We start from the raw sequence: 18,493 nt of genomic DNA, 5'->3' as shown, positions 1-18,493 counted from the left end.
GGATAAACATGAAAATTTCCAACCTGACTTTAGGGATAGTCAGTACAAATACGTATTTTATTGAAAATGATACCGAATTGATTTTAATCGACCCATCTTCAGAATCCAAAAAAATATTAAATCGTATTCAGCAATCTCAAAAGCAATTGAAAGCAATTTTGCTTACTCATGCACATTTTGATCATATTGCAGCACTAGATGATGTTTTAAAACAATATGACGTGCCAGTATATATGCATCCTGAAGAATTTGATTTTCTTTCTGAACCAGAAAAAAATGGCTCTGTTCAATTCCAAGCATATGGATTACCAATCATCACAAGCCATGCAAATCCTACTGCAATTGAAGAGGGTCATCATCAAATTGGACAATTTCAATTTGATGCATTGCATACACCTGGACATTCACCAGGAAGTTTGACGTATGTTTTTGATGAATTTGCAGTTGTTGGAGATACTTTATTTAATAATGGCATTGGTAGAACAGATTTATACCGCGGTGACTATGAAACACTCGTTGATTCAATTCAAGATAAGATTTTTAATTTAGATGAAACGTTGCCATTATATCCGGGACATGGTCCATTCACGACTGTTGAAAATGAATATATGAATCCTTATCTTCATGGCTAAAAATTTTAAAGTAATTTAAACACCTCTTACGTGTATAGATGTAAGAGGTGATTTTTATGCAATTATTATTTGACCATGTCATTCAATATGCGATTCAAAGTGAAGCAAGTGATATTCATTTTATACCTTCACAATCACAAGTTGAGGTGAAATTAAGAGTTAAAGACCAATTAATCATGTATGACACATTGAATAAAGAAACCTATCAAAAATTGCTCACGCTTTTAAAGTTTCAAGCTGGACTTGATATTACAACACGCCACAAAGCACAAAGCGGTAGATATATTTATGAGTATAAAAATTTATATTATCTCCGCGTATCTACATTACCACTTAATTTAGGTACTGAAAGTTGTGTCATACGCTTAACACCCCAATATTTCCAAACTTCAAATATAGACTCAGTGATAGATATTAAAACAACAATGGAAAAAAAGCAGGGCCTCATATTATTTAGTGGTCCATCCGGTGCAGGTAAAAGTACGCTGATGTATCAAATGGTCGTTTATGCAAAGCAAAAATTAAATCTTAATATTATCACCATTGAGGACCCGGTCGAACAGCTCGTAAACGGGATTACACAAATTTCTGTTAATGAAAAAGCAGATATCACTTATAGTTCTTCCTTGAAAGCCATTTTAAGATGCGATCCAGATGTCATTCTAATTGGCGAAATAAGAGATAAATATATTGCCAGAGACGTCATTCAAGCGAGTTTAAGTGGTCATTTAGTTTTATCCACAATTCATGCAAATGATTGCTCAGGTGTATTATTAAGACTAATAGAAATGGGACTGTCACAGCAAGACTTGTCACAATCTATTAATATGATTATTAACCAACGTTTAATTACAACTAAAAAAGATAACCGACAACTTGTTTATGAAACAATGAATCAATCTGAAATTCAATTTTTCTTGAAAAACAATTTTAAATTACCTGCAGCATTTGAAAGCTTAGTAGATAAGTTACATTCTTTAAACCAAGAAGGCGTGATCGATGAAAAAATATTACGAAAATATTCAACATAGGCGAACATTACGTCATATAAACTCAAATCATCTATTAATAATGGAACGCCTATCACAACTATTAGTGCATGGATTTACTTTCGCTGAAGCGATGAAGTTTATATATGATCAACTCCAAATCAAAAACAAACGATTCCATTCAATATTGATCAACGCCTTGAATCAAGGTGCTTCATGCTATGAAGTTTTCCGTATTTTAGGTTATCCGCAAACCGTATTACTCCAATTATATTTCGCTGAAAAATACGGTTCTCTCCCAGAAACACTGCAATTATGCCACCAATTTTATAGTAAAAACAGAAAGCTTAAAAAACAATTTGTTAAAACAATACAATATCCTATTGTACTTATTTTTATTTTTTTCGCGCTAATCACGACTTTGAACCACACCGTTATGCCTCAATTTAATCAAATGTATGACAATATGCAGTTAGAAGCCTCATTATTACAAAAAATCATAAAAGCTTTCATCCAAAACTTCCCACTCACTTCATTAACTCTACTTCTTTGTTTGACCGCTATTTTCTTTTTAGTTCGCCACTTTTTTAAGCAACTTACTGTTCGTCAGCAAATTCAATGGATTAACCGCTTCCCATTCCTCAGAAAATACTACAAACTTTACAACACCTATCACATTACAAATCATTTCGTTTTATTTTTTAAAAATGGCATCACATTGAATGACATTGTCCAAATTTATATCCATCAACAAGAAAGTTTATTTCTCACATATATTGGTCGTACTTTGCAATATCAACTTCAAAATGGCGTTTCCTTTTCAACTATATTTACCCAGCTCAATTGTTTTGAAAATCAGTTTATTCATTATATTCAACATGGTGAAATGCGAGATAAATTGGATGTCGAACTCCAAATGTATAGCATATTTTTACTTGACCATATTGAATATTTTTTACACCAACACATTAAATGGATTCAGCCCATTATGTTCACCTTAATTGGCTTACTCGTATTATGTGTTTATTTAGTCATGATGCTTCCCATTTTTGAAATGATGCAAACGATAAAAGAATAGGAGATATTGATATGATTAAAAATATAATGACAAAATTATTAGTTAAAAAAGGCTTTACACTCATAGAAATGTTACTCGTGTTATTAATCATTAGTGTATTACTAATTTTAATCATTCCTAACATTGCTAAACAATCTGAGCACATTCAGAAAACAGGCTGTAGCGCACAATTGAAAATGATAGATAGTCAAATCGAAGCTTATGCTTTAAAGTTCAATCACAAACCTGCAACGATCGATGATTTAGTTAGAGAAGGCTATATTAAAGAAAGTCAAAAGCAATGTAAATCCGGAGAAACAATTTCTATAAATGCAGGCGAAGCGATTGCGTCGTGATGGCTATACACTTGTAGAAATGCTAGTTGTGTTATCAATTATCATAGTTTTTCTATCCATTGTGATTACACATCCAAAATTTGATTTCTCTCATCTACAATGTGAATATGAAATTAAAAAGCTTACAAGCGAGATTGATTTCTATCAATCACAGGCGATAAAACATCATCAGTCCATATTGATGCTTTTTCGTAAACAATACAATGACATTAAAATAGTTACTTCATATCCTCAAACAACACGCTTGCTTAAATTAAATCCTCTTAACTTAAAAACGAGTTCTAATCTACCATATCTTAAATTTGATAAAAAAGGACAAATTTCAAAGTTTGGAACGCTATATTTTGAATATCAAGGACAAACGATTGCTCTGATTTTTCATATTGAACAAGGGAGGTACCGTATCAAATATTTAAAATAAAAAAAGGTTACTTATTAATAGAAGCGCTTTTTGCGATTTCTATCTTAGTTGTTTTAACGAATCAAATACTTCCGTTAAATCAACAAATGTTAGCCACTTACCGGAATCAAGTCGAACAATTGGAGCTAAAGCGAGCACTATACCAAATTGTTAGAAAAAATATTCCACATGAAAGGTTAAGAATAGCAAATTATGAAGTCATTCCTCAGAAACAAAGGATTTGTATACAAAATTTACAGTCACATCAAAAATATTGTTATATCAAAAAGGGGATTCACACTCATTGAAAGTTTGATTGCATTACTAGCGCAATGCTTAATCATGATGCTCATGCCATTTTTTATCATGACATTCAGCCAACTTAAACACACACTCTTTGATGATAGAACTTATGATTTAGAAATGATGATTAAAGATATCTCTGACCATTTGAACCGCACTGATATTAAAGATGTATTGATACTAAAAAAGGGGATTGAAATTCAAAACAAACAATCTAAAATTACTTATTATCTTCAAAATCAAAAGATTATTAAAACTGTAAATCATAGAGGAAATATTACGCTATGTAATGAGGTTATGAACGTAGTTTTCACAAAAGTTAGTAACAAATATATTTTAATGCATATAAAGTACCGTGAAAGGAATGGTTTTCACGAAAAAGAAATTCTGTTCTAAAAAAGGGTTCACACTACCTTTATTACTCGTTATATTTACTGCTTATTTTTCATTTAATGCTTTTTATTTAATGATTTATAGTCTAAAATTACAAGCAATAGATGCTATTTCTGATGATTATGAACATCACATTAGGCAAACAATAGAAAAAGGTGAGTAACGATTGAAGACAACTAGTAAAATGCCTATCGTACTAATAGGATTCATGGGCGCAGGTAAATCCACAATTGGCAAAATTTTATCACATGAACTCAATTGCTCATTTACTGATTTAGACAGCTTGATTGAAGCGCAATTGAATCAATCAATTCCAGAAATTTTTGAGTTAGAAGGTGAAAAAGCATTTAGAAAATATGAATATCAATATTTAAAACAGGCACTAGAAAAATATGATATTATAGCCACAGGTGGCGGTATTCTATCAGATGATCAAACATTCAATTTTCTAAAAAAACAGCAAATAACTGTTGTTTGGATAGACGCCCCCTTTGAAATATTATATGAACGCATCAAAAATGATGCGCATCGACCTAATGCAAACAAAAAAAGTCATGAAACCTTAAAAAGCTTGTATTATAGTCGTAATTCAAGATATAATGAAATCGCATTCATTAAGATTTCATCCAAAATATCATTGCGAGAAACACTTAATGAAATTAAAAACATAATATTTGCGAACGATCAATATTAGAGAGCATGGCATGGGCCATCGCCGAAGGAGCAAGTAACTTGGATTACGAATCTCTCAGGCAAAAGGATAATATTGTGACGCATTCCTGAAGGGATTTCAACAGGGGAGTAGTTCAACTACTCTTCTGTTTTTTTATTAAACAATTAGGAGGGTATTTTCATGTCTGAAGGTTTAAAACAAACCCCGTTATATCAACACTATGTTGATGCTGGTGCAAAAATAGTTGAATTCGGTGGTTGGGCAATGCCTGTTCAATTTTCAAGTATTAAAGAAGAGCATAACGCTGTTCGTTCTAATGTAGGGTTATTCGATGTGAGTCATATGGGGGAAATTATCATCGAGGGTCCTGATGCTGCAAAGTTAGTACAGTATGTACTTTCAAACGACACAGAACAACTGACACTTTCAAAAGCGCAATATACAGCATTGTGCAATGAACACGGTGGTGTAATTGATGATTTAGTTATTTATCAATTGAATACGCAACGTTATTTACTTATTGTTAATGCTGCAAATGTAGAAAAAGACTATCAATGGATTGTTGACCATAGTCAAGATTTTGATGCAAAGATTGAAAATGTATCATCAAGCTACGGACAACTCGCTGTACAAGGTCCAAACGCACGTCAATTAATCCAAGCACAGGTTCAAGATGATATCAGCGACATGAAAATGTTTGAATTTAAAAAAGAGGTAGAATTATTTGATAAAAAAGTCATTTTATCTCAATCAGGCTACACAGGAGAAGATGGTTTCGAAATATATTGCGATAGTACAGACGTTGTTACCATTTGGGAAAAGCTCCTTTCTCTTGATGTGGTACCTTGTGGTTTAGGTGCACGTGATACTTTACGTTTAGAAGCTGGCTTACCTCTGCATGGGCAAGACTTAAGTGAAACGATTACACCTTACGAAGGAGGAATTGCATTTGCCGCTAAACCTCTCATTGAAGTCGATTTTATTGGAAAATCAGTACTCAAAGAACAAAAAGAAAATGGTGCGCCAAGACGTACAATTGGCTTACGAATGATTGAAAAAGGGATACCTCGAACAGGTTATACCATTTACAATTTAGAAGGCAAAGAAATAGGTGAAGTCACGTCTGGAACTCAGTCCCCTTCTACAGGACATTCAATTGGCATGGGAATTATTCAACGTGATGAATTTGAAATGGGAAAAGAAATTATTATACAAGTTAGAAAAAAACAAGTAAAAGCGCAAATTGTTAAAAAAAATCAAATTGAAAAATAGGGAGTGAATCGTGTGAGTCATCGTTATATTCCATTAACTGAACAAGATGAGAAGGACATGTTAGAAATGATTGGGGTAAACTCAATTCAAGATTTATATAGTGACGTTCCTGAAAATATACTTCTAAACAGAGATTTAAATCTCGAAGAGGCTGAACCAGAGACCCAATTGCTAAAGCGATTAAATCGAATTGCAAATAAGAATACAACTAAAGAAACACATACAAGTTTCCTTGGCGCGGGTGTTTATGACCATTATGCACCTGCAGTGGTAGATGCCATGATTTCTAGATCAGAATTCTACACTGCTTATACACCTTATCAACCTGAAATTTCACAAGGTGAACTACAAGCTATATTTGAGTTTCAAACGATGATTTGTGAGTTAACAGGTATGGACGTAGCGAACTCATCGATGTACGACGGCATGACAAGCTTTGCTGAAGCGTGTTTGTTAGCTTGGGGAAAAACTAAAAAAAGTAAAATTGTGGTTTCAAAAGGCTTACACTATCAAGCATTACAAGTGTTACACACATATTCTGCAATTCGTGAGCAATATGAAGTTGTGGAAGTCGATTTAGAAGGTACAATCACTGATTTAGAAAAACTTGAAGCAGCAATCGACGATGACACAGCAGCTGTTGCTGTTCAATATCCTAATTTCTATGGTTCAATAGAAGATTTAGAAGCCATTCAAGCGCTTATTAAAGACAAAAAAGCTTTATTTATTGTCTATGCTAATCCACTTTCATTAGGTTTATTAACGCCACCAGGAGAATTTGGTGCAGATATCGTTGTTGGTGATACACAAGTGTTTGGAATCCCTTCTCAATTCGGCGGACCTCACTGTGGATATTTTGCGACAACGAAGCAATTAATGAGAAAGATACCTGGACGTTTAGTAGGTCAAACACAAGATGATGAAGGTAACCGCGGTTTTGTTTTAACATTACAGGCGCGCGAGCAACATATTCGACGTGAAACAGCTACATCTAACATTTGTTCAAATCAAGCTTTAAATGCTCTCGCATCCTCAATAGCGATGTCCGCTTTAGGTAAACAAGGCATTTATGACATAGCTGAACAAAATATTGAAAATGCAAATTATGCTAAAGCTCAGTTTAAAAGCAATGGTTTTAAAGTCAATGAAGACACTTCTTTTAATGAATTTGTCGTTGAATTCAACAAACCTATCGAAGAAGTAAACGCATCATTACTTGAAGAAGGTATTATTGGTGGCTTCGACTTAAGTGTCGTTGATCCCCAATACAAAAATCATATGCTTGTCGCTGTAACTGAACTAAGAACAAAAGCTGAAATTGATACATTTGTTAAGAAAGCGGGTGATTTAAATGGTAAGTAAATCTAGTCCATTAATATTTGAACGTTCAAAAGAAGGGCGTTTTGCCTATGCATTACCTAAAAAAGAGATAAACGAGAATGTCGCGGAAAAGTTACTAGATTCAAAATTCATTCGTAAAAATAAGGCGGAATTTCCAGAAGTATCAGAATTAGATCTTGTTCGCCATTATACAGAACTATCTCATAAAAATTTCGGTGTAGATACAGGCTTTTATCCACTAGGTTCTTGTACAATGAAATACAACCCTAAAGTAAATGAAAAAGCCGCACGCATACCTGGCTTTGCTGAATCACACCCGCTTCAAGATGTGAATCAAGTTCAAGGTTCATTAGAAATTATTTACAATTTGCAAGAAGAGCTTAAAGAAATTACTGGCATGGATGAAATTTCTTTACAACCCGCTGCAGGTGCCCATGGTGAGTGGACTGCTTTAATGATTTTCAAAGCCTACCATTTACAAAATGGTGACACACAGCGTGATGAAGTCATCGTTCCTGACTCCGCTCATGGTACAAATCCAGCTTCAGCCGTATTTGCTGGCTTTAAAGCAGTCACTGTGAAATCTAACGAAAAAGGTGAAGTCGATATAGATCACCTTAAAGAATTAGTCAGCGATAAAACTGCAGCTATTATGTTAACAAACCCTAATACATTAGGAATATTTGAAACTAATATTATGGAGATTCGAGACATCGTACACGAAGCAGGCGGATTGCTTTATTACGATGGCGCTAATTTAAATGCCATAATGGATAAAGTTAGACCTGGTGATATGGGCTTTGATGCTGTACATCTTAATTTACACAAAACATTTACTGGCCCGCATGGCGGCGGTGGACCAGGTTCAGGTCCAATTGGTGTTAAAAAGGCCCTTCGAGAATATTTACCAAAACCACTTGTTGTTAAAAATGGAGATCGTTTTGAATACGATAATGAAATTAAACATTCGATTGGTCGCGTTAAACCGTTTTATGGTAATTTTGGTATCTATTTACGTGCCTACACATATATTCGCTCAATGGGCTACCAAGGTTTGAGAGAAGTGTCAGAAGCAGCTGTGCTTAATGCAAATTATATGAAAGCGAGACTTAAAGATACTTTTGTCATTCCATTTGACCAATATTGTAAGCATGAATTTGTACTGAGCGGTACAAAACAGAAAAAATTGGGTGTGCGTACATTAGATATGGCTAAACGGCTTTTAGATTTTGGTGTTCATCCACCTACTGTTTATTTCCCTCTCATTGTTGATGAAGGTATGATGATAGAACCAACTGAAACAGAATCTAAAGAAACGTTAGATTATTTCTGTGACGCTTTAATTCAAATTGCTAAAGAAGCAGAAGAAGATCCTGATAAGGTTTTAGAAGCGCCACATACAACGATAATCGACCGGTTAGATGAAACAACAGCAGCACGTAAACCTATATTAAAATTTGAGAATTTAAAAGAAGAAAAATAAAAAGATAACCCTAGTACGTGCAAAGCAGCACACGCTAGGGTTCTTTTGATTGAATATAATGATTTGATTAACTGCAATAGGATACGAAGCATACACAGTTTGATTCGCAATCGAACTGAGTTAAAGCGTGCAATTAAAGTAACAGTAACATTTAAACACGATGACATATAACACAAGCTCATAGGGAGGATGAGCCCAACCTATCTGAGCATTAAAATAAAGCTAGAGCCCCCATCGTCAAGTTGGAGCATTCTAGCTTTAAAAATTACTTTTTAGACTTAATTTTGCCAGTCCACTTTTTGTAACCGCCTTTTAGCATGTATAAGTCTTTATATCCTTTTTTCTTTAACGTTCTTGCCGCACGATAACTTGCGATACCATTGGCATCAACCAAATAAATCGGTTGGTCTTTTCGCAAACCTTGATAGCGTTGACGGAACATGGTCATAGGTATGTTTCTTGCACCATTAATATGACCATAGTCATAATCTGCTTTTTCACGAAGGTCAATGACTTGTGCTTTTCGAATGCCTTGCTGAAAAGCTTCTTGATCCAATTCTGTAACAGATTTTTTATTAATCAAATAATTAATTACCATCCAAATAATGACGGCAGCCAACACAATCAAAACAATCCATGTTATGTTACTCATCTTGCATCCTCCCTAAAATACCGATATTATTATTATAAGACTGATAGACTGATTTATCAAAATTTTTATATTGTGACATATGTTAGTATTTTTATATAATCACTACATATGCCAAAGTCGTTCATAGGAGGCTTTAAGTCAAATGACAGAAACTTGGCATTTTATTAATACAGGGAGCCATGACCCATATTATAATATGGCATTAGATGAAGCATTATTAAACTTTGTCTCAAGAGGGGAAATCGACCCCGTCATCAGATTTTACACGTGGAATCCACCGACATTGTCGATTGGTTATTTCCAACGTTTATCAAAAGAAATCGATATCGACAAAGTAAAAGAAAAAGGTTACGGACTTGTAAGACGACAAACTGGAGGTAGAGGTGTCTTACATGATAAAGAGTTAACATATAGTGTGATCGTTCCTGAGTCTCATCCAGATATGCCTAAAACAGTAACTGAAGCGTACCGCGTCATTTCTGAAGGTTTATTGGAAGGCTTCAAGTCACTCGGTTTTGATGCATATTTTGCAGTACCTCGCTCTAAAGAGGAACGTGAGAAACTTAAACAACCACGAAGTTCGGTATGTTTCGATGCGCCAAGCTGGTATGAACTTGTTGTCGAAGGTAAAAAAATCGCCGGAAGTGCGCAAACACGTCAAAAAGGTGTTATCTTACAACACGGTTCAATACTACAAGATGTCGATATCGATGATCTATTTGATATGTTTATTTTTAAAAATGATCGATTAAAAGCCAAAATGAAGGAAGCTTTTGTAGAAAAAGCGGTTGCAATTAATGATTTGTCTGATAGTCATGTATCATTAACCGAAATGGAAGTAGCCTTTAAAGAAGGCTTTAAAAAAGCTTTAGATTTGGAATATCAACCGCTTGAATTGACCGAGGCTCAACAAGAAGAAGTAAAAGCGTTGGAAGAAAAATATCGCTCGGAAGCATTTTTATACAGAAAATAAAATCAATGAATAAAAAGCATGACACGAATTACTGTGCCATGCTTTTTATTGTTCTTAGTTAATATTTCTCGCTTAAAGGATTATCTGCGGCGTCGATAACGATTTTTCCACACTCTCAATTTATAATTTCTTTGATCGGGCGTTAAAAAGAAAAAGAAATAAATCAAATAAATCACAGCAATCATCACAATAAGCATGATAATTGATTTAAATATTCCAAATAAAACAAGATCTAAATTCAACACTAACCCGATTATCGCAATAATAATCACGATACCAAATAGGATTTTTTGCAAAGCACTCATCTCTATTTACACCTCTTTAATTTTGTTTCAAATTATCATTCTTTACTTGAATGTTTGTCAAATTTTGACGTCCTCTTTGAATAGAAGTCAAATCTTTTTTTGCATAACCTTTTTTAATTTCAGTTAAGGCTGTTTTGATGTCTTTTTGTACTTTCAACACTTGTTTATGTTGTTTTTTTACATTATCATCTTTTTTTACAATCGATAAATCATTCACGCTCTCTTTGTATTGATTAATCGCATCATCATGCGCTTCAATAACACCATCAAGTTGATCCATAACATCTTGATCCTTTTTATTCTTCATAATTTGATTATCAATCGCTTGATAGTCATTAATTGTTTTTGTTACTGAGCCATAATATTTTGAAGATATTTGTAAGTAATCTGCAATTTTTTTGTTTGTTTTAGCTTGTCCAGTATTTTCTGAGTCTTTTTTCAACGCATCTAATTGCTTTTGTTTTTTATGATTCTCATTTTTGAGTTCTTGATTTTCTAATTTCAAATCATGATTTTTGTCACTCAAATCCGTACTTTTTTCTTCAAGAGGCAATAAATTTTGACTCCCACACCCCGCTAGTAACAACGTTAGCCCTAAACTCGCAAACATTCTTTTTTTCATAATAAACTCCTAAACATTAATAGTTTTTCATTATACTTGTTTATATTTTAAGGTATCATATAGTTAAGTACAAATATCAAGGAGGAAAATATCATGAAAAATAGAATAAATAAAGTAAGAAGTCTATTACAAGAAAAACATTTAGATGGCCTAGTTGTTCTCACAGATTTCAATAGACGTTATTTATCTGGCTTTACTGGAACAAGCGGCGGCTTATTAATTACACAAGATCAAGCCCGTTTAATTACGGATTTTCGCTATATCGATCAAGCAACTGAACAGGCACCATTATTTGAAATTGTTAAACAAGAAAGTGATCTTTATTCTAGTGTAATCACACAAATTCAAGAATTAAACCTTCAAAATATAGGCTTTGAAGGACACCTTGTTTCTTATGATGCCTTTTTAAAATTAAATCAAGGTCGTCACGATTTAATATCAATAGGAGATGAAATTGAAAAAATTCGTCGCGTAAAAGATGCGGACGAAATTAAATTGATTCAAAAGGCAGCGGATATCGTTGACCAAGCTTACGAACATATTCTGACTGTGGCAAAACCAGGTATGACAGAAAAAGAATTAAAAGCACATTTGGAAAGTAAAATGTTACATCTAGGTGCAGATGATACATCATTTGATACAATCGTTGCTTCTGGTAAAAGAGGCGCACTACCACACGGCGTCGCATCAGATAAAGTAATCGAATCCGGGGATATGGTTACTTTAGATTTTGGAGCTTACTACCAAGGCTACAGTTCTGATATTACGAGAACATTTGCGGTGGGGCAACCTTCTGACGAAATGATCAAAATTTATAACATCGTATTAAAAAGTCAAGAAACAGCAATCCAGGCGATTCAAGCAGGTATGACTGGTAAAGAAATCGACTCAATCGCACGTCAAGTGATTACTGATGCGGGCTACGGCGACAATTTTGGTCATTCATTAGGTCATGGTATTGGATTAGATGTACATGAGCAACCAGCGCTTTCTCAAAAATCTGATACCGTTCTTGAAATCAATCACTGTGTTACGATCGAACCGGGTATATATGTAAATGGTCTTGGTGGTGTTCGTATTGAAGATGACATTTTAATTACAGAAAATGGCGGTCAATGCTTTACTAATTGTCGAAAAGACCTTATTATTTTATAAGAAGAGTGAATCTGAGGAGGAAACTGAATGATTTCTGTAAATGATTTTAAAACAGGTTTAACCATTTCTGTCGATAATGGTATTTGGAAAGTTTTAGAATTCCAACATGTTAAACCTGGTAAAGGGTCTGCTTTTGTGAGATCAAAATTACGTAATTTAAGAACAGGTGCAATTCAAGAAAAAACATTCCGTGCTGGTGAAAAAGTAGAACCTGCTATGATTGAAAACCGTCGTATGCAATATCTATATGCTGATGGAGACAACCATGTATTTATGGACAATGAAACATTTGAACAAACAGAACTTACAACACAATATTTAGAACATGAATTGAAGTTTTTAGTTGCTAACATGGATGTTCAAATTCAAACATATGAAGGCGAAACAATTGGCGTAGAACTTCCAAAAACTGTTGAACTACGCGTAACTGAAACAGAACCAGGTATCAAAGGTGATACTGCGACAGGAGCAACAAAATCAGCTACTGTTGAAACAGGTTATTCATTAAACGTGCCATTATTTGTTAACGAAGGCGACGTCTTAGTGATTAATACAACAGATGGAAGTTACGTTTCACGCGCGTAATTGTATTCATCGTTCAATATCTAACATATACCTAAATAAAAAGGGCTTGCATCATGTTTTATACATCCGATGCAAGTCTTTTTTTGATTTAATGTTTTTCGATATGACAACACATGAATTACGACTTTTCTTGAATTGCCCCTTTCACTCAAGTAAAATAGTAAGGTAGAAATAATCAATCATAAGGGAGTAACCAAAATGAATTTTAAAGAGATTAAAGAATTAATCGATATTCTAGATCACTCTAACTTAACTGAAATTAATATAGAAGATAAAGGGACTATCGTTAATCTAAAAAAAGAAAAAGAAATTGTCACTCAACAAATTGCACCGACGCAACCTATTGGAGCTCCTAATACATTTACTGAACAAGTATCATCAACACCTGATCAAAATATGAACCAAGCAACTTCAAGTGATGATCAACTTCAAACTATCAACGCACCAATGGTTGGTACATTCTATAAATCACCTTCACCAGAAGAAAGCGCATATGTTCAAGTTGGAGATCAAGTATCTAATGATACGACTGTCTGCATTCTTGAAGCGATGAAATTGTTTAATGAAATTCAAGCTGAAGTCTCAGGAGAAATCGTTGAAATTCTCGTTGAAGACGGACAAATGGTTGAGTATGGCCAAGCCTTATTCAAGGTGAAATAACATGAAAAAAATATTAATTGCAAACCGTGGTGAGATTGCAGTACGAATTATTCGTGCGTGCCACGAATTAGGTATCCAAACAGTAGCGATATATTCAGAAGGCGATAAAGATGCATTACATACTCAACTAGCTGACGAAGCCTACTGTGTAGGACCTAAGCAATCAAAAGATTCATATTTGAATATACCTAACATATTATCGATAGCGACATCGACTGGCTGCGATGCAATTCATCCAGGATATGGCTTTTTAGCAGAAAATGGGGATTTTGCTGAATTGTGTGAAGCGGTTCAACTTAAGTTTATTGGGCCAAGTTATGAATCTATTCAAAAAATGGGAATTAAAGATATTGCCAAAGAAGAGATGAAGCGCGCAAATGTACCTGTCGTACCCGGTAGTGAAGGATTAGTCAATACAATAGAAGATGCGATTCAAACTGCAGATAAAATTGGATATCCTGTTATTATTAAAGCCACAGCTGGTGGTGGCGGTAAAGGTATACGTATTGCACGAGACAAAGATGAATTGATTAATGGCTATAAAATGACTCAACAAGAAGCTGAAACTGCATTTGGTAATGGCGGTCTTTATTTAGAAAAATTTATCGAGAACTTCAGACATATTGAAATACAAGTTATTGGGGATGAACATGGCAATGTGATTCATTTAGGAGAACGCGATTGTACTATTCAACGGCGCATGCAGAAGCTAGTCGAAGAATCACCATCACCAATTTTAACTGAAGAAAAAAGGAAAGAAATGGGCGATGCTGCAATAAGGGCAGCAAAAGCCGTTAATTATTTTAATGCAGGTACCATAGAGTTTATTTATGATTTGGATGAAAACCAGTTTTATTTTATGGAAATGAATACGAGAATCCAAGTTGAGCATCCTGTTACAGAAATGGTAACAGGTGTTGATTTAGTGAAACTACAGATAAAAGTTGCCATGGGTGAGCAACTCCCTTATAAACAAGAAGATATCAAGATCAATGGGCATGCGATTGAGTTCCGTATCAATGCAGAAAATCCTTATAAAAACTTTATGCCTTCACCTGGCAAAATCGAACAATATTTGACACCAGGCGGGTTTGGCGTTCGTATCGACTCTGCTTGTTATACAAATTATTTAATACCTCCGTACTATGACTCAATGGTTGCGAAACTTATCGTACATCAACCTACTAGAGCAGAAGCCATTATGTCTGGTTTACGTGCTTTGAACGAATTTGTAGTTTTAGGTATTGACACAACAATTCCATTTCATATCCGATTGTTAAACCATCCTGTTTTTAATGAAGGTTTCTTTAGCACAAAGTTTTTAGAGATATACGATATCATGAATAATGAAGATTAATTTGAATGGAGGTATTTCATATGGTTAAATCAATTGAAAATTTTAACCCAAATCTAGGTACAGTCGAAATCGTTCCCGAAGTTATTTCCTTAATTGCTAGTATTGCTGTTTCAGAAGTAAAAGGGGTACATGGTGTATTTTCTGACTTGAAAAATTCCACATTAGAACGTTTTGGACGCAAAAATTTAAGCAAAGGTATCAAAATTGACACGAAAGACAATGAAATTTTTATCGATGTCTATTGTTCATTACAATATGGCGTTAAAGTGTCAGAAACAGCATTGAAAGTTCAAGAATCCATTCATAGTGCTATTCATACAATGACTGCACTTTCACCACAACAAATTAATGTTCACATTACACATATAGAAATGGCTAAAAAATAGTCACTAATTTTTTAAGAACGGAGCGTAATAAATTGAGTAGAAAACAAGCGAGAAGTCAAGCTTTTCAAACATTATTTCAACTAGAAATGAAAGATACAGAACTAACAATCGATGAAGCCATTAGCTTTATTAAAGATGACTATCCCGATTTAGATTTTGACTTCATTAAATGGCTTGTTTCTGGTGTCAAAGACCACCAAAATGTGTTAGATGAAAAGATTAGCCCACATTTAAATGGTTGGACAATACCACGTTTACTAAAATCAGACCGCATCATTTTAAGAATGGCGACATTTGAAATTGATCATAGTGACACACCAGAAAAAGTTATTATTAACGAGGCTGTTGAATTGGCTAAACAATTTAGTGATGACGACAATTATAAATTTATCAATGGCGTATTAAGTCATATCAAAAGAAATTGAGTGATAACATGGAAAAATATTTAACAATTTCTGCGTTAACAAAATACATTAAATTCAAATTCGACCAAGATCCACATCTCCAATCTGTTCTAATCAAAGGTGAACTTTCAAATTTCAAAAGACATAGCAGTGGCCATCTTTACTTTGCTGTTAAAGATGCAGATAGCGTTGTTGCCGCTATGATGTTCAAAGCCCAAGCGGCACATTTGGATTTTGAACCTAAAGAAGGCGATCAAGTCCTCATTGAAGCACGTGTCTCTGTTTATGAACGTCGTGGTAATTACCAAATCTATGTAAACAAAATGCAACTTGACGGTGTTGGTAACTTATATCAAAAATTCGAACAGTTAAAACTTAAGCTCACAAAAGAAGGCTATTTTGATCAATCACATAAAAAATTAGTGCCAAAATATCCGAAAAAAATTGCAATATTAACCGCAAGCACTGGTGCTGCAATTCGTGATATTCAAAACACACTCAATAGCCGTTATCCTTTGGCAGAACAGATTAAAATCAGTACCCTTGTACAAGGGGGTCAGGCTAAAAATGATATCATCGAAAAATTGCAATATGCAGATAGTTTAGATGTTGATGTCATCATTTTAGGTCGTGGCGGTGGCTCTATAGAGGATTTATGGAACTTTAATGAAGAAGAAGTGGTTAAAGCTATTTTTTCATGCCAAACACCTGTCATTTCTGCTGTAGGTCATGAAACAGATACCACATTAAGTGATTATGTGGCAGATTTACGGGCTGCTACACCGACTCAAGCAGCTATGTTAGCTACACCTGATCAAAAAGAGCTTTTGCAGATATTGGCAAAAAGTCGTCATTACTTAAATCGTTTTATAAAGCAATATTTAAAGCAAGCAACACAGCAATTGAATCAATATCAATCTTATTATAAATTTAAGCAACCTTCGCTTTTGTACGACCAACAAACACAAAAGCGCGACGACTTAGACCGAATGCTTCATCAGTCTATGCAATATCGTTTTCAATATGAAAAACAGCGCCTTCATATCATTCAGCAACGTATTCGCATCAAGTATTTTTATGATTATATTCAGCGTCAAAAACAGCAATCTTTAGATTTTAAAAGCGCATTGAATAAGCAAATGCAGCGTATCATCACACAAAAGAAGCAGCAGTTTGAACAAAAGTTGCTTACGCTTGATAATTTAAGCCCAACGAAAACAATGTTAAGAGGATACTCGATTGTGATGAAGGACGATAATGTAGTCACAAGTAGCCAAGATATTCACGAAGGTGACAATATTGAAGTCACAATGAAAGATGGGAAGCTAGATGCAACAATTAAAAAGGTAAGGTGGAATAATGACAACAGAAAATAATTCATTTGAAGAAATGATGCAAGAACTCGAATCAATTGTGAATCAGTTAGATAATGATACGATTTCTTTAGAAAAATCATTAGAACTGTATCAAAAAGGAATAGCACTATCAAAGTCATGTGAAACAACTTTAAAAAATGCAGAAAAGAAAGTTTCACAACTTATGGACGAAGAGGCAGATGAAAGTGATGAACCAAAATCTGAGTAACTTATTAGACCAATTTAACGAGGTATTGCATCGTTCAGTTAACGATACGAGTCTAAAAACCCGTTTAGAAGAAAGTATGCGTTATTCATTGGAAGCGGGAGGAAAGCGTATTAGACCCTTACTCTTGCTAGCAACCCTTCAAATGTTAAATCCAAAGCAATTAAAAAGTGGCTTTAGTGTCGCCTTAGGACTTGAAATGGTTCATACATATTCGTTAATACACGATGACTTACCTGCTATGGACGATGATGACTTAAGACGTGGTAAACCGACAAATCATACGGTTTATGGTGAATGGCTCGCAATACTCGCTGGTGATGCATTGCTTACCAAGGCATTTGAAATGATTACGAATAATGAAGACATTAGTGCAGAAAAAAAGGTGAAATTGATTCAATCCCTTAGTAAAGCAAGTGGCCATACAGGTATGGTGGGTGGCCAAGTTTTAGATATGCAAAGTGAAAATCAAGCGATTGATCTTAAGCAATTGGAACAAATTCATTCTCATAAAACGGGGGCACTTATTGTATTTGCAATTGAAGCAGCAACAATTATCGCACAACCCCCAGTTGAAGTAACACAGCAGTTAATTCAATTTTCTAAGTATCTTGGCGTCATATTTCAAATTAAAGACGACCTTTTGGACGTTTATGGTGATGCACACCAGTTAGGTAAACCTGTAGGTAGTGATGAAGCCAACCATAAAAGCACATATGTTTCTTTACTAGGTCAAGCTGAGGCTGAAGTACAACTTCAAAACCATATTCAAAATGCGGAAACACTGTTAAATCAGTTGTCCACAAACTATAACACAACCGATTTAATGCAATTATTAACGCTTTTTTATCAGCGACAGAATTAATTTCAATCTATACTATAAAAGTCATGTAATGTTATAATCATAATGACAT

The 18,493-nt window shown here is 34.3% G+C and carries 23 protein-coding genes and 1 riboswitch; of the genes, 20 read left to right on the top strand and 3 right to left on the bottom strand.

What is annotated here, in order from left to right; all coding sequences use genetic code 11:
- Positions 1 to 8 precede the first annotated feature (8 nt).
- The 10 genes from C1H58_RS04760 to gcvPB all read left to right on the top strand — a co-directional run bounded on the left by C1H58_RS04760 (position 9) and on the right by gcvPB (position 8,899).
- Positions 9 to 632 (top strand): MBL fold metallo-hydrolase, encoded by a 624-nt coding sequence (locus C1H58_RS04760; RefSeq protein ID WP_165545502.1) that lies wholly within the window; start codon positions 9 to 11, stop codon positions 630 to 632.
- 56 nt (positions 633 to 688) lie between these two features.
- Complete coding sequence (gene comGA / locus C1H58_RS04755; protein ID WP_165545501.1) at positions 689 to 1,663, top strand: competence type IV pilus ATPase ComGA; 975 nt, start codon at positions 689 to 691, stop codon at positions 1,661 to 1,663.
- A complete protein-coding gene (gene comGB / locus C1H58_RS04750; protein WP_165545500.1) occupies positions 1,632 to 2,699 on the top strand; it encodes a competence type IV pilus assembly protein ComGB in 1,068 nt (355 codons plus the stop codon). Before comGA ends, comGB begins: the two co-directional genes overlap by 32 nt.
- 11 nt (positions 2,700 to 2,710) lie before the next feature.
- Entirely contained in the window at positions 2,711 to 3,034 is a 324-nt protein-coding gene (gene comGC / locus C1H58_RS04745; RefSeq protein ID WP_050330815.1) for a competence type IV pilus major pilin ComGC, read from the top strand.
- Positions 3,009 to 3,455: a competence type IV pilus minor pilin ComGD gene (gene comGD, locus C1H58_RS04740; protein WP_103356232.1), complete on the top strand. Its 447-nt coding sequence runs from the start codon at positions 3,009 to 3,011 to the stop codon at positions 3,453 to 3,455. Before comGC ends, comGD begins: the two co-directional genes overlap by 26 nt.
- Positions 3,456 to 3,785: 330 nt before the next feature.
- Positions 3,786 to 4,133, top strand: coding sequence for a hypothetical protein (locus C1H58_RS04735; RefSeq protein ID WP_235433140.1), 348 nt, complete (start codon positions 3,786 to 3,788; stop codon positions 4,131 to 4,133).
- 163 nt (positions 4,134 to 4,296) lie between these two features.
- On the top strand, positions 4,297 to 4,824 hold the full coding sequence (locus tag C1H58_RS04730) for a shikimate kinase (RefSeq protein ID WP_231909480.1): 528 nt from the start codon (positions 4,297 to 4,299) through the stop codon (positions 4,822 to 4,824).
- Positions 4,811 to 4,904: riboswitch (glycine riboswitch) on the top strand. Its footprint overlaps the gene before it by 14 nt.
- A gap of 79 nt (positions 4,905 to 4,983) precedes the next feature.
- Complete coding sequence (gene gcvT / locus C1H58_RS04725) at positions 4,984 to 6,075, top strand: glycine cleavage system aminomethyltransferase GcvT (protein WP_165545499.1); 1,092 nt, start codon at positions 4,984 to 4,986, stop codon at positions 6,073 to 6,075.
- 12 nt (positions 6,076 to 6,087) lie between these two features.
- The gene (gene gcvPA / locus C1H58_RS04720) at positions 6,088 to 7,437 is read left to right on the top strand and encodes an aminomethyl-transferring glycine dehydrogenase subunit GcvPA (protein ID WP_060829863.1); all 1,350 of its coding nucleotides are present in this window, start codon (positions 6,088 to 6,090) and stop codon (positions 7,435 to 7,437) included.
- Positions 7,427 to 8,899: an aminomethyl-transferring glycine dehydrogenase subunit GcvPB gene (gene gcvPB / locus C1H58_RS04715; RefSeq protein WP_050330819.1), complete on the top strand. Its 1,473-nt coding sequence runs from the start codon at positions 7,427 to 7,429 to the stop codon at positions 8,897 to 8,899. The genes gcvPA and gcvPB overlap by 11 nt, the downstream gene beginning before the upstream one ends.
- A gap of 265 nt (positions 8,900 to 9,164) precedes the next feature.
- On the opposite strand, the gene C1H58_RS04710 is transcribed toward gcvPB, so the two are convergent.
- Positions 9,165 to 9,497 carry a rhodanese-like domain-containing protein gene (locus tag C1H58_RS04710; protein ID WP_371317743.1) on the bottom strand — a complete coding sequence of 111 codons (333 nt, stop codon included), beginning with the start codon at positions 9,495 to 9,497 and terminating at the stop codon, positions 9,165 to 9,167.
- Positions 9,498 to 9,693: 196 nt separating this feature from the next.
- Between C1H58_RS04710 and C1H58_RS04705 the strand changes: the two genes are divergently transcribed.
- Positions 9,694 to 10,524: a lipoate--protein ligase family protein gene (locus C1H58_RS04705; RefSeq protein WP_060829864.1), complete on the top strand. Its 831-nt coding sequence runs from the start codon at positions 9,694 to 9,696 to the stop codon at positions 10,522 to 10,524.
- Between the two features lie 80 nt (positions 10,525 to 10,604).
- Here C1H58_RS04705 and C1H58_RS04700 read toward each other — a convergent pair whose 3' ends face one another.
- Both C1H58_RS04700 and C1H58_RS04695 read right to left on the bottom strand, forming a co-directional pair.
- The gene (locus C1H58_RS04700; RefSeq protein WP_037559273.1) at positions 10,605 to 10,820 is read right to left on the bottom strand and encodes an SA1362 family protein; all 216 of its coding nucleotides are present in this window, start codon (positions 10,818 to 10,820) and stop codon (positions 10,605 to 10,607) included.
- A 25-nt stretch (positions 10,821 to 10,845) separates the two neighbouring features.
- The gene (locus tag C1H58_RS04695; RefSeq protein WP_165545498.1) at positions 10,846 to 11,451 is read right to left on the bottom strand and encodes a hypothetical protein; all 606 of its coding nucleotides are present in this window, start codon (positions 11,449 to 11,451) and stop codon (positions 10,846 to 10,848) included.
- 93 nt (positions 11,452 to 11,544) lie between these two features.
- Here C1H58_RS04695 and C1H58_RS04690 point away from each other — a divergent pair, with 93 nt between their 5' ends.
- The 9 genes from C1H58_RS04690 to C1H58_RS04650 all read left to right on the top strand — a co-directional run bounded on the left by C1H58_RS04690 (position 11,545) and on the right by C1H58_RS04650 (position 18,444).
- The gene (locus tag C1H58_RS04690) at positions 11,545 to 12,606 is read left to right on the top strand and encodes a M24 family metallopeptidase (RefSeq protein WP_060829866.1); all 1,062 of its coding nucleotides are present in this window, start codon (positions 11,545 to 11,547) and stop codon (positions 12,604 to 12,606) included.
- Positions 12,607 to 12,633: 27 nt separating this feature from the next.
- Complete coding sequence (efp, locus tag C1H58_RS04685) at positions 12,634 to 13,191, top strand: elongation factor P (protein WP_016425158.1); 558 nt, start codon at positions 12,634 to 12,636, stop codon at positions 13,189 to 13,191.
- Positions 13,192 to 13,389: 198 nt separating this feature from the next.
- Positions 13,390 to 13,851, top strand: coding sequence for an acetyl-CoA carboxylase biotin carboxyl carrier protein (gene accB, locus C1H58_RS04680; protein ID WP_165545497.1), 462 nt, complete (start codon positions 13,390 to 13,392; stop codon positions 13,849 to 13,851).
- A gap of 1 nt (position 13,852) precedes the next feature.
- The gene (gene accC, locus C1H58_RS04675; protein WP_050345583.1) at positions 13,853 to 15,208 is read left to right on the top strand and encodes an acetyl-CoA carboxylase biotin carboxylase subunit; all 1,356 of its coding nucleotides are present in this window, start codon (positions 13,853 to 13,855) and stop codon (positions 15,206 to 15,208) included.
- A 20-nt stretch (positions 15,209 to 15,228) separates the two neighbouring features.
- Entirely contained in the window at positions 15,229 to 15,594 is a 366-nt protein-coding gene (locus tag C1H58_RS04670; protein WP_050330825.1) for an Asp23/Gls24 family envelope stress response protein, read from the top strand.
- A gap of 32 nt (positions 15,595 to 15,626) precedes the next feature.
- On the top strand, positions 15,627 to 16,019 hold the full coding sequence (gene nusB, locus C1H58_RS04665) for a transcription antitermination factor NusB (protein WP_050330826.1): 393 nt from the start codon (positions 15,627 to 15,629) through the stop codon (positions 16,017 to 16,019).
- Positions 16,020 to 16,027: 8 nt separating this feature from the next.
- Complete coding sequence (gene xseA / locus C1H58_RS04660) at positions 16,028 to 17,374, top strand: exodeoxyribonuclease VII large subunit (RefSeq protein ID WP_165545496.1); 1,347 nt, start codon at positions 16,028 to 16,030, stop codon at positions 17,372 to 17,374.
- Entirely contained in the window at positions 17,358 to 17,582 is a 225-nt protein-coding gene (locus C1H58_RS04655; protein ID WP_016425152.1) for an exodeoxyribonuclease VII small subunit, read from the top strand. Before xseA ends, C1H58_RS04655 begins: the two co-directional genes overlap by 17 nt.
- Complete coding sequence (locus tag C1H58_RS04650; protein ID WP_165545540.1) at positions 17,563 to 18,444, top strand: polyprenyl synthetase family protein; 882 nt, start codon at positions 17,563 to 17,565, stop codon at positions 18,442 to 18,444. The genes C1H58_RS04655 and C1H58_RS04650 overlap by 20 nt, the downstream gene beginning before the upstream one ends.
- The last annotated feature ends 49 nt before the right edge of the window (positions 18,445 to 18,493 follow it).

Source organism: Staphylococcus sp. 191 (assembly GCF_011174885.1).
Classification (GTDB): Bacteria; Bacillota; Bacilli; order Staphylococcales; family Staphylococcaceae; genus Staphylococcus; species Staphylococcus coagulans.
This window is presented reverse-complemented; position numbering and strand designations above follow the sequence as displayed.

Excerpts from the sequence above, each read along its gene's own strand:
- C1H58_RS04760 (WP_165545502.1), top strand. The coding sequence starts at position 9 with ATGAAAATTTCCAACCTGACTTTAGGGATAGTCAGTACAAATACGTAT.
- comGA (WP_165545501.1), top strand. The coding sequence starts at position 689 with ATGCAATTATTATTTGACCATGTCATTCAATATGCGATTCAAAGTGAA.
- comGB (WP_165545500.1), top strand. The coding sequence starts at position 1,632 with ATGAAAAAATATTACGAAAATATTCAACATAGGCGAACATTACGTCAT.
- comGC (WP_050330815.1), top strand. The coding sequence starts at position 2,711 with ATGATTAAAAATATAATGACAAAATTATTAGTTAAAAAAGGCTTTACA.
- comGD (WP_103356232.1), top strand. The coding sequence starts at position 3,009 with ATGCAGGCGAAGCGATTGCGTCGTGATGGCTATACACTTGTAGAAATG.
- C1H58_RS04735 (WP_235433140.1), top strand. The coding sequence starts at position 3,786 with ATGCCATTTTTTATCATGACATTCAGCCAACTTAAACACACACTCTTT.
- gcvT (WP_165545499.1), top strand. The coding sequence starts at position 4,984 with ATGTCTGAAGGTTTAAAACAAACCCCGTTATATCAACACTATGTTGAT.
- gcvPB (WP_050330819.1), top strand. The coding sequence starts at position 7,427 with ATGGTAAGTAAATCTAGTCCATTAATATTTGAACGTTCAAAAGAAGGG.
- C1H58_RS04710 (WP_371317743.1), bottom strand. The coding sequence starts at position 9,497 with ATGGTAATTAATTATTTGATTAATAAAAAATCTGTTACAGAATTGGAT.
- C1H58_RS04705 (WP_060829864.1), top strand. The coding sequence starts at position 9,694 with ATGACAGAAACTTGGCATTTTATTAATACAGGGAGCCATGACCCATAT.
- C1H58_RS04695 (WP_165545498.1), bottom strand. The coding sequence starts at position 11,451 with ATGAAAAAAAGAATGTTTGCGAGTTTAGGGCTAACGTTGTTACTAGCG.
- C1H58_RS04690 (WP_060829866.1), top strand. The coding sequence starts at position 11,545 with ATGAAAAATAGAATAAATAAAGTAAGAAGTCTATTACAAGAAAAACAT.
- efp (WP_016425158.1), top strand. The coding sequence starts at position 12,634 with ATGATTTCTGTAAATGATTTTAAAACAGGTTTAACCATTTCTGTCGAT.
- accB (WP_165545497.1), top strand. The coding sequence starts at position 13,390 with ATGAATTTTAAAGAGATTAAAGAATTAATCGATATTCTAGATCACTCT.
- accC (WP_050345583.1), top strand. The coding sequence starts at position 13,853 with ATGAAAAAAATATTAATTGCAAACCGTGGTGAGATTGCAGTACGAATT.
- C1H58_RS04670 (WP_050330825.1), top strand. The coding sequence starts at position 15,229 with ATGGTTAAATCAATTGAAAATTTTAACCCAAATCTAGGTACAGTCGAA.
- xseA (WP_165545496.1), top strand. The coding sequence starts at position 16,028 with ATGGAAAAATATTTAACAATTTCTGCGTTAACAAAATACATTAAATTC.
- C1H58_RS04655 (WP_016425152.1), top strand. The coding sequence starts at position 17,358 with ATGACAACAGAAAATAATTCATTTGAAGAAATGATGCAAGAACTCGAA.
- C1H58_RS04650 (WP_165545540.1), top strand. The coding sequence starts at position 17,563 with ATGAACCAAAATCTGAGTAACTTATTAGACCAATTTAACGAGGTATTG.